At 36.9% G+C, this 6,813-nt stretch carries 8 protein-coding genes; 7 read left to right on the top strand and 1 reads right to left on the bottom strand.

Going from position 1 to position 6,813, the window contains the following annotated elements:
• Positions 1-127: 127 nt before the first annotated feature.
• Entirely contained in the window at positions 128-763 is a 636-nt protein-coding gene (locus ACWIW0_RS11015; protein ID WP_454453348.1) for a TfoX/Sxy family DNA transformation protein, read from the bottom strand.
• Positions 764-1,065: 302 nt separating this feature from the next.
• Between ACWIW0_RS11015 and ACWIW0_RS11010 the strand changes: the two genes are divergently transcribed.
• From ACWIW0_RS11010 to serA, 7 genes are all read left to right on the top strand, one after another.
• A complete protein-coding gene (locus ACWIW0_RS11010; protein WP_454453347.1) occupies positions 1,066-1,431 on the top strand; it encodes a YgiW/YdeI family stress tolerance OB fold protein in 366 nt (121 codons plus the stop codon).
• A 73-nt stretch (positions 1,432-1,504) separates the two neighbouring features.
• Positions 1,505-2,176, top strand: coding sequence for a response regulator (locus tag ACWIW0_RS11005; RefSeq protein ID WP_454453346.1), 672 nt, complete (start codon positions 1,505-1,507; stop codon positions 2,174-2,176).
• On the top strand, positions 2,163-3,527 hold the full coding sequence (gene qseC, locus ACWIW0_RS11000; RefSeq protein ID WP_454453349.1) for a quorum sensing histidine kinase QseC: 1,365 nt from the start codon (positions 2,163-2,165) through the stop codon (positions 3,525-3,527). Before ACWIW0_RS11005 ends, qseC begins: the two co-directional genes overlap by 14 nt.
• 134 nt (positions 3,528-3,661) lie before the next feature.
• The gene (locus ACWIW0_RS10995) at positions 3,662-4,357 is read left to right on the top strand and encodes an AzlC family ABC transporter permease (protein WP_454446171.1); all 696 of its coding nucleotides are present in this window, start codon (positions 3,662-3,664) and stop codon (positions 4,355-4,357) included.
• A complete protein-coding gene (locus ACWIW0_RS10990; RefSeq protein WP_454446172.1) occupies positions 4,357-4,683 on the top strand; it encodes an AzlD domain-containing protein in 327 nt (108 codons plus the stop codon). The genes ACWIW0_RS10995 and ACWIW0_RS10990 overlap by 1 nt, the downstream gene beginning before the upstream one ends.
• 116 nt (positions 4,684-4,799) lie before the next feature.
• Complete coding sequence (gene rpiA / locus ACWIW0_RS10985) at positions 4,800-5,459, top strand: ribose-5-phosphate isomerase RpiA (protein ID WP_454453345.1); 660 nt, start codon at positions 4,800-4,802, stop codon at positions 5,457-5,459.
• A 50-nt stretch (positions 5,460-5,509) separates the two neighbouring features.
• Positions 5,510-6,742 carry a phosphoglycerate dehydrogenase gene (gene serA / locus ACWIW0_RS10980; RefSeq protein WP_454453344.1) on the top strand — a complete coding sequence of 411 codons (1,233 nt, stop codon included), beginning with the start codon at positions 5,510-5,512 and terminating at the stop codon, positions 6,740-6,742.
• The last annotated feature ends 71 nt before the right edge of the window (positions 6,743-6,813 follow it).

The raw sequence follows: 6,813 nt of genomic DNA, 5'->3' as shown, positions 1-6,813 counted from the left end.
ACTATTTTGTCCATTACATTCTTTTGTTTATTACCCCAAATTAAGGGGTGTAATGGGAAAATAATTACCCACTTCCTATTACCCCAAAATCAAGCCCCCACATTTTTATCATGGGTTAAAATATATCCTAATTTAAATGAAAACGTTTTCGAAGTCCTGCTTCGTAAAGTGCTTCGTCAGCTTCGGTAAGTAAATTGCGTTTGGTTTTTTCGGAAAGCGTGTAGATAAATTGCTGGTTTATTGCACCGTAGAGTTTAAATAGAAGAGTATGGTCAACATCAATTCCAATTTTAATTAGTTCAATAAATACTTTCACCTCCCCTTTTTCAATCAAGTCTTCGACAGAATTTATATTTACTTTTTTTAATGCTCTTTCTAAATTTAGATTTAAGTTAGGTAATGATCGAATTTGCCTCTTTCGTTTTTTATAAAATGAAACTTTATTTGCTTGAATTTCCGTTAAACTAGAAGTAAACCAAGTTATATAAGAAGATAAGTTATGTAGAATTGAATCGGGGAGTAAATAAAACATATTTGTTTTGCTTATTTTAGGATCAATTAAACTTTTAGCTCCTAAAGAGAGAGCTTCTGGCACATCAGTTTCTGCCAACTTCAGATAAAAGAATCCTTCTTTATATAACCCAAACATAAGATCATCTTTAAAGATCCCATAATAAGAGAAATATGTCTTAGCTTTGGTTTCTCCTACTATCGGTAATAATAAAGATCGAATACTTAGCGTTTGTTGATTGATATGGTTCATACAGCTACCTCCGTTTATGTGAACTAATATATTAAATCCAAGTGGATATTCCACAGTTCAAATAATCGCCTAGGTAATTATAGTTTTCAATCCGATTAACTTGTTTTTTTTGTGACGTGTATCGAAAAATAGGAAAAAAGTATTCTTTAAAGATTACTGTTTCTGGGCGTTCATCTAGAGGTTTGAGCTTTTTAATATTTTTATTTCTTAATAACTTCTTAAGATTTGTTTGGTTTAATACGCTCAACAAAGCAAGAGAGCCTTGTTTTTAAATTTAAATACTTTAACTAAGGAAATTAACTATGAAAAAATTATCTCTAATTACTACATTAGCATTATCAACTATCAGTGCATCTGTATTGGCTTCTGGTTTCCAAGGTGCAACAAATGGGGGTTTTACGAATAGTGCTCAAACAGTTAGCCGAGTTGCTGATGTAAAAGATTTTCGTGATGATCAATATATCGTTTTACAAGGTAAAATTGTAAAACAACTTACAGGAGATGAATACTTATTCCGCGATGCAAGCGGTGAGATTGTGGTTGAAATTGACGGTGAAGATTGGGGTGGTACACAAGTTGGTCCAAATGATGAAATTCGTGTTTTTGGCGAAGTAGATAAATCGTGGAGAACAGATATTGATGTTCATCGTGTAGAAAAAGTACAATAAATCATCTAAGTAGCAGAAAGTGGCAAGAGTGCCACTTTTTCTGTTTATATCAAGTGTAAATAAGAGAATAGCAATGCGAATTTTATTGATTGAAGACGATAGTTTAATCGGTGAAGGACTAAAAATCGGCTTAACCAAATCAGGTTTTAGTATAGATTGGTTTACAGATGGCAAAACAGGTTTAAATGCTTTAGATTCAGCTCCTTATGATGCTGTGGTATTAGATCTTACCTTACCTAAAATGGACGGTTTAGATGTGCTACAACAATGGCGAAAAGCCAATCAAGATGTTCCCGTACTTATTCTAACTGCTCGAGATACACTAGATGAACGTATTACGGGATTACAACGTGGTGCTGATGATTATCTATGCAAGCCGTTCGCTCTAGCTGAAGTTGTTGCCAGATTACAAGCATTAATTCGCCGCCGTTATGGACAAACTAACCCAATTATTGAACATAGTTTAGTAAAATTTGATCCTAACCAACGTAAAGTTTTCTTACGTGATCAAGAAATATCACTCACTACACGAGAATACAACTTACTAGCTCTTTTTATGCACAATAAAGAGCGTGTATTAACTCGTTCTGCCATTGAAGAAAAACTCTATACTTGGGACGATGAAGTGAATAGCAATGCCCTTGAAGTTCATATTTATAATTTACGTCAGAAACTAGGCAAACAATTTATCCGTACTGTTCACGGTGTTGGTTATACCTTAGGAAAAAATGATGAAGCTGATTAAGAATGCTAGTTTACGCTTACGCTTAATTATTGTTATTTCATTAACAGCATTATTGATTTGGGTACTTTCCACAGCAGTTGCGTGGCTACAAGTGCGTAAAGAAGTTAATCAAGTCTTTGATGCACAACAGATTTTATTTGCACAACGATTAGCCAGTTCAGACTTACGAGCAATGCTTATTGAGCGTCCGCACCCGAAGGAAAAATACCACAAAAAAGGCGGATTTCGAGCAGATTTTGATGATGATGCTTTAGCATTTGCCGTCTTTACTTCACAGGGAGATATGCTACTCAGTGACGGAAGAAACGGTGATAACTTTCTTTACAGTCGAGAGCAGGGGTTTACTCGTTCACATTTAAGCAGCGATGATGACGAATGGCGTATTTTTTGGCTACCGATTGGTGACGGAAAATTAGTCATTGCGGTGGGGCAAGAGCTTGATTACCGAGAAGACCTTATTTTAAAAATGGTTTTCGGGCAAATGTGGATTTGGTTTGCAAGCCTACCATTATTGATTGCTCTCGTGATTTGGTTAATTAGTCGTGAACTGAGAACCCTAAAACAAGTGAGTGAACAGGTTCGTCAGCGTACTCCTGAAGATCAAGCGGTCATTTCCACTGAAAATTTACCAAAAGAGATTTTGCCACTGGTCAATAGCTTAAATCACTTTTTTAGCAAAACATCAACAATGCTTTTGCGTGAACGGCGTTTTACTTCTGATGCCGCCCACGAATTGCGTAGCCCGTTAGCAGCGTTAAAAATCCAAACAGAAATCGCTCAACTTGCAGGAGATGATAGTGAATTACGCGAGAAAGCATTAGATAACCTAACACAAGGAATCAATCGTGCCACACAGTTGATTGAGCAACTACTGACGCTATCTCGTTTGGATAATCTGCAAGCATTAGAAGGCGTGGAAGAGATACATTGGGAGCAACTACTCCCATCGTTAATTGGTGAATTGTATTTCCACGCAGAAAAACGCCAAATGGAGTTACAGTTTGAGCACATTGCGATCCCAACACTCAAACAAGGTCAGCCACTTTTACTTTCACTAATGGTTAGAAATCTCATTGATAATGCTATCAAATATTGCTCTGAAGGCACAATTATTCGAGTAACACTCACCAAGCATAGCCTGATTATTGCAGATAACGGTGGTGGAGTTGATAGTGCAGATCTTGCCAAATTAGGGCAACGTTTTTACCGCCCAGCTGGTCAAAATGAAAAAGGTAGCGGTTTAGGATTATCTATCGTTCACCGCATTGCCGAATTACATCAATACCAAGTGAATTTAGAAAATAGCATATTAGAGCAAAAGCAAGGTCTAAAAGTAACGATAAGTTGGTAAAACATTTTCTTAAACAAATTTGTTCTAACTCATTACTTATCAATATAAAACTCAAAGTATTTAATCCCTAAGCATCTTGGCATTATTCAGCAAGTTTGATAACCTACGCCGAATTTAACAAACCAAGGTGCTTTATGTCATTTAATACTGAAAATAGTTGGAAAAATGCTGTAAAACTCACATTGCCCATCTTAATGGGGTACCTTGCGGCTGGTATTGCTTACGGCATATTAGCAACCACAGCAGGCTTACCTGTTTGGTTTACTATAATAATGAGTTTTACCGTTTTCTCTGGCACAGCTCAATATGCAGCTATCCCGTTTTTTGTTTCAGGCGTAGGGATTATTCCTATATTTTTAAGTACATTATTAATGAGCTTACGTTTTATGTTCTACACACTTAATATGTACACGATTTTACCCAAAGAACGGATTAAACGCTTCTTTAGCGTCAGCTACTTAACCGATGAAAGTTTTGCGTTATTGACAACTTTCCCCCCAGATACACGTCAAGCTATGATGCTCAAAGTCAATCTATTAGGAATGATTTACTGGGTAATTGCTACTATCATTGGTATTGCTTTAGGCGATTCCGTTTCACAATATATTCCAAATCTTGATTTTGCACTGCCTTGCCTATTTGCTATTTTGGCTTACGAACAATATAAGAGCCAAAAGCAATGGAAACCTATTTTTATTGCGTTAATCGGTTTTCTGTTGGCACGTCAAATTACCGACCAAAGTGTATTATTAGTTGCAATTTTAATCGCTATTGTCATTGTCGCCTTACTGCCACAATCGCTCTTTGATGATAAGAAAGGAAAAGCATAATGGATACGCTACATATTATTTATATGCTAATCGCACTGACATTGGGTACACAACTCTGCCGTTTTTTACCATTTTTTCTACCCAAAAACTTAATGGATCACCCGATTTTACAAAAATTAAATCGGATCTTACCGCTTGTCATTATGGTGTTACTTCTGATAACCAGTGTTTCTATACCACAAGACAATCAGGGATACCCATTATTCGGTGCACAAGTCCTTGCGTTGGTTAGTGTTGTTATCAGTTATAAATATCTCAACAATATTTTGCTGAGTGTCGCACTCGGTATTCTTAATCTTAATCTTTTATTATGGCTATTTAGTTAAAAGCGGTTTTATTTATATTAAATATTGTAAATGACTGACCGCTTGAATCTTTATTCAGATCGTTTAATATCGCATCTTTAGAAATAAAGACGCAAACGTTTGCTTGGGGAGGAAGAATGGATCAACTAGAAATGAAAAAAATTGCAGCGCGTGCCGCTTTGCAATATGTAAAACCTGATACTATCGTTGGCGTAGGCAGTGGCTCTACGGTAAATTGCTTTATTGAAGTACTGGGTGAAATGCGTGATGAAATCAAAGGTGCGGTTGCCGCATCAAAAAATTCAGAAGAATTATTGCGTAAACAAGGAATTGAAGTTTTTAATGCGAATGAAGTTTCTAGCCTTGATGTTTATATTGATGGTGCTGATGAAATTACGCCACAAGGATATATGATTAAAGGTGGTGGTGCAGCTCTCACACGTGAAAAAATTGTGAGTTCATTAGCAAAAAAATTCATCTGCATTGTGGATTCCAGTAAACAGGTAGATGTGTTAGGCTCTACATTCGCTTTACCTGTTGAAGTGATTCCAATGGCTCGTTCTTATGTCGCTCGTCAATTAGTGGCTTTGGGCGGTACACCTGAATATCGTGAAAATGTGGTAACAGATAATGGCAATGTGATTTTAGATGTGTATAACTTTAAAATCCTTGAGCCACTTAAAATGGAACATACCATCAACAACATTGCAGGGGTTGTAACCAACGGTATTTTTGCACAACGCTATGCGAATGTAACCATTGTTGGAACGCCAAACGGGGCAAAAATCCTTGAATAATAAGCGGTAAGATTCACCATAAAATTTGCAAATACACACTCGGAGCTATTATGACCACTAAAGTTTCTCTTGATAAAAGTAAAATTAAATTTGTATTGTTAGAAGGCGTACACCAAAATGCCTTAGATGCCTTAAAAGCGGCAGGTTATACCAACATTGACTACCACAAAAAAGCATTAGATGGTGAAGATTTAATTAACGCCATTAAAGATGCTCATTTTATCGGTATTCGTTCTCGTACATTCCTAACGGAAGAAGTTCTTGCTCAAGCGCCTAAATTGATTGCTATCGGTTGTTTCTGTATCGGTACAAACCAAGTAAGTTTAGATGCGGCAAAACGTCGTGGTATTCCTGTTTTCAATGCTCCATTCTCAAATACTCGTTCCGTTGCTGAACTAGTATTAGGTGAGATTATTCTCTTAATGCGTCAAATCGCAAAAGCCAATGCAGAAGTTCATCGTGGTTTATGGAATAAATCCGCAGCAGGCTCAAACGAAGTGCGTGGTAAAAATCTTGGGATTATTGGCTACGGACATATCGGCTCACAATTAAGCGTATTAGCCGAAGCGGTGGGTATGCGTGTTTATTTCTACGATATTGAAAATAAATTACCGTTAGGTAATGCACAGCAAGTTGCAAGCCTAGATGAATTACTTGCAATGAGTGATGCGGTTTCATTACACGTTCCAGAAAATGCATCAACCAAAAATTTATTAAATGCAACCAATTTAAGCAAAGTGAAAAAAGACGCAGTGGTAATTAACGCTGCTCGTGGAACGGTTGTCGATATTGATGCTTTGGTTGAAGTATTAGCATCAGGACATTTGCGTGGTGCGGCATTAGACGTATTCCCAGAAGAGCCAGCATCAATTAACGATCCGTTTGAATCACCATTATGTCAGTTTGATAATGTGATTTTAACCCCACATATCGGCGGTTCAACGTCTGAAGCTCAAGCCAACATTGGCTCTGAAGTAGCACATAAATTCATCAAATACTCTGATAATGGCTCGACACTTTCTGCGGTAAACTTCCCAGAAGTCTCATTACCAGAACATAAAGGTGCAAAACGTTTACTGCATATCCACACGAACAAACCAGGTATTTTAAATAAAATCAACCAAGTGTTTGTTGATGCAAATGTAAACATTGCGGCTCAATATTTACAAACCGACCCAACTATCGGCTATGTAGTTATTGATGTGGAATCTGAAAATACAGATGAAGCATTACGCCTGCTTAAACAAATTGATGGCACAATTAAAGCTCGAGTGCTTTATTAAGAAGCTGTAAATCGGTATTATGTAGCAGTTGCACAAAATTGAAAAAACTCTCTCCCACTTGTGGGAGAGAG

Source organism: Ursidibacter sp. B-7004-1 (genome assembly GCF_053654055.1).
This window is presented reverse-complemented; position numbering and strand designations above follow the sequence as displayed.

What these genes read in the sequence shown, in the direction of transcription:
- ACWIW0_RS11015 (WP_454453348.1), bottom strand. Translation starts at nt 763, where the DNA reads ATGAACCATATCAATCAACAAACGCTAAGTATTCGATCTTTATTATTA.
- ACWIW0_RS11010 (WP_454453347.1), top strand. Translation starts at nt 1,066, where the DNA reads ATGAAAAAATTATCTCTAATTACTACATTAGCATTATCAACTATCAGT.
- ACWIW0_RS11005 (WP_454453346.1), top strand. Translation starts at nt 1,505, where the DNA reads ATGCGAATTTTATTGATTGAAGACGATAGTTTAATCGGTGAAGGACTA.
- rpiA (WP_454453345.1), top strand. Translation starts at nt 4,800, where the DNA reads ATGGATCAACTAGAAATGAAAAAAATTGCAGCGCGTGCCGCTTTGCAA.
- qseC (WP_454453349.1), top strand. Translation starts at nt 2,163, where the DNA reads ATGAAGCTGATTAAGAATGCTAGTTTACGCTTACGCTTAATTATTGTT.
- serA (WP_454453344.1), top strand. Translation starts at nt 5,510, where the DNA reads ATGACCACTAAAGTTTCTCTTGATAAAAGTAAAATTAAATTTGTATTG.
- ACWIW0_RS10995 (WP_454446171.1), top strand. Translation starts at nt 3,662, where the DNA reads ATGTCATTTAATACTGAAAATAGTTGGAAAAATGCTGTAAAACTCACA.
- ACWIW0_RS10990 (WP_454446172.1), top strand. Translation starts at nt 4,357, where the DNA reads ATGGATACGCTACATATTATTTATATGCTAATCGCACTGACATTGGGT.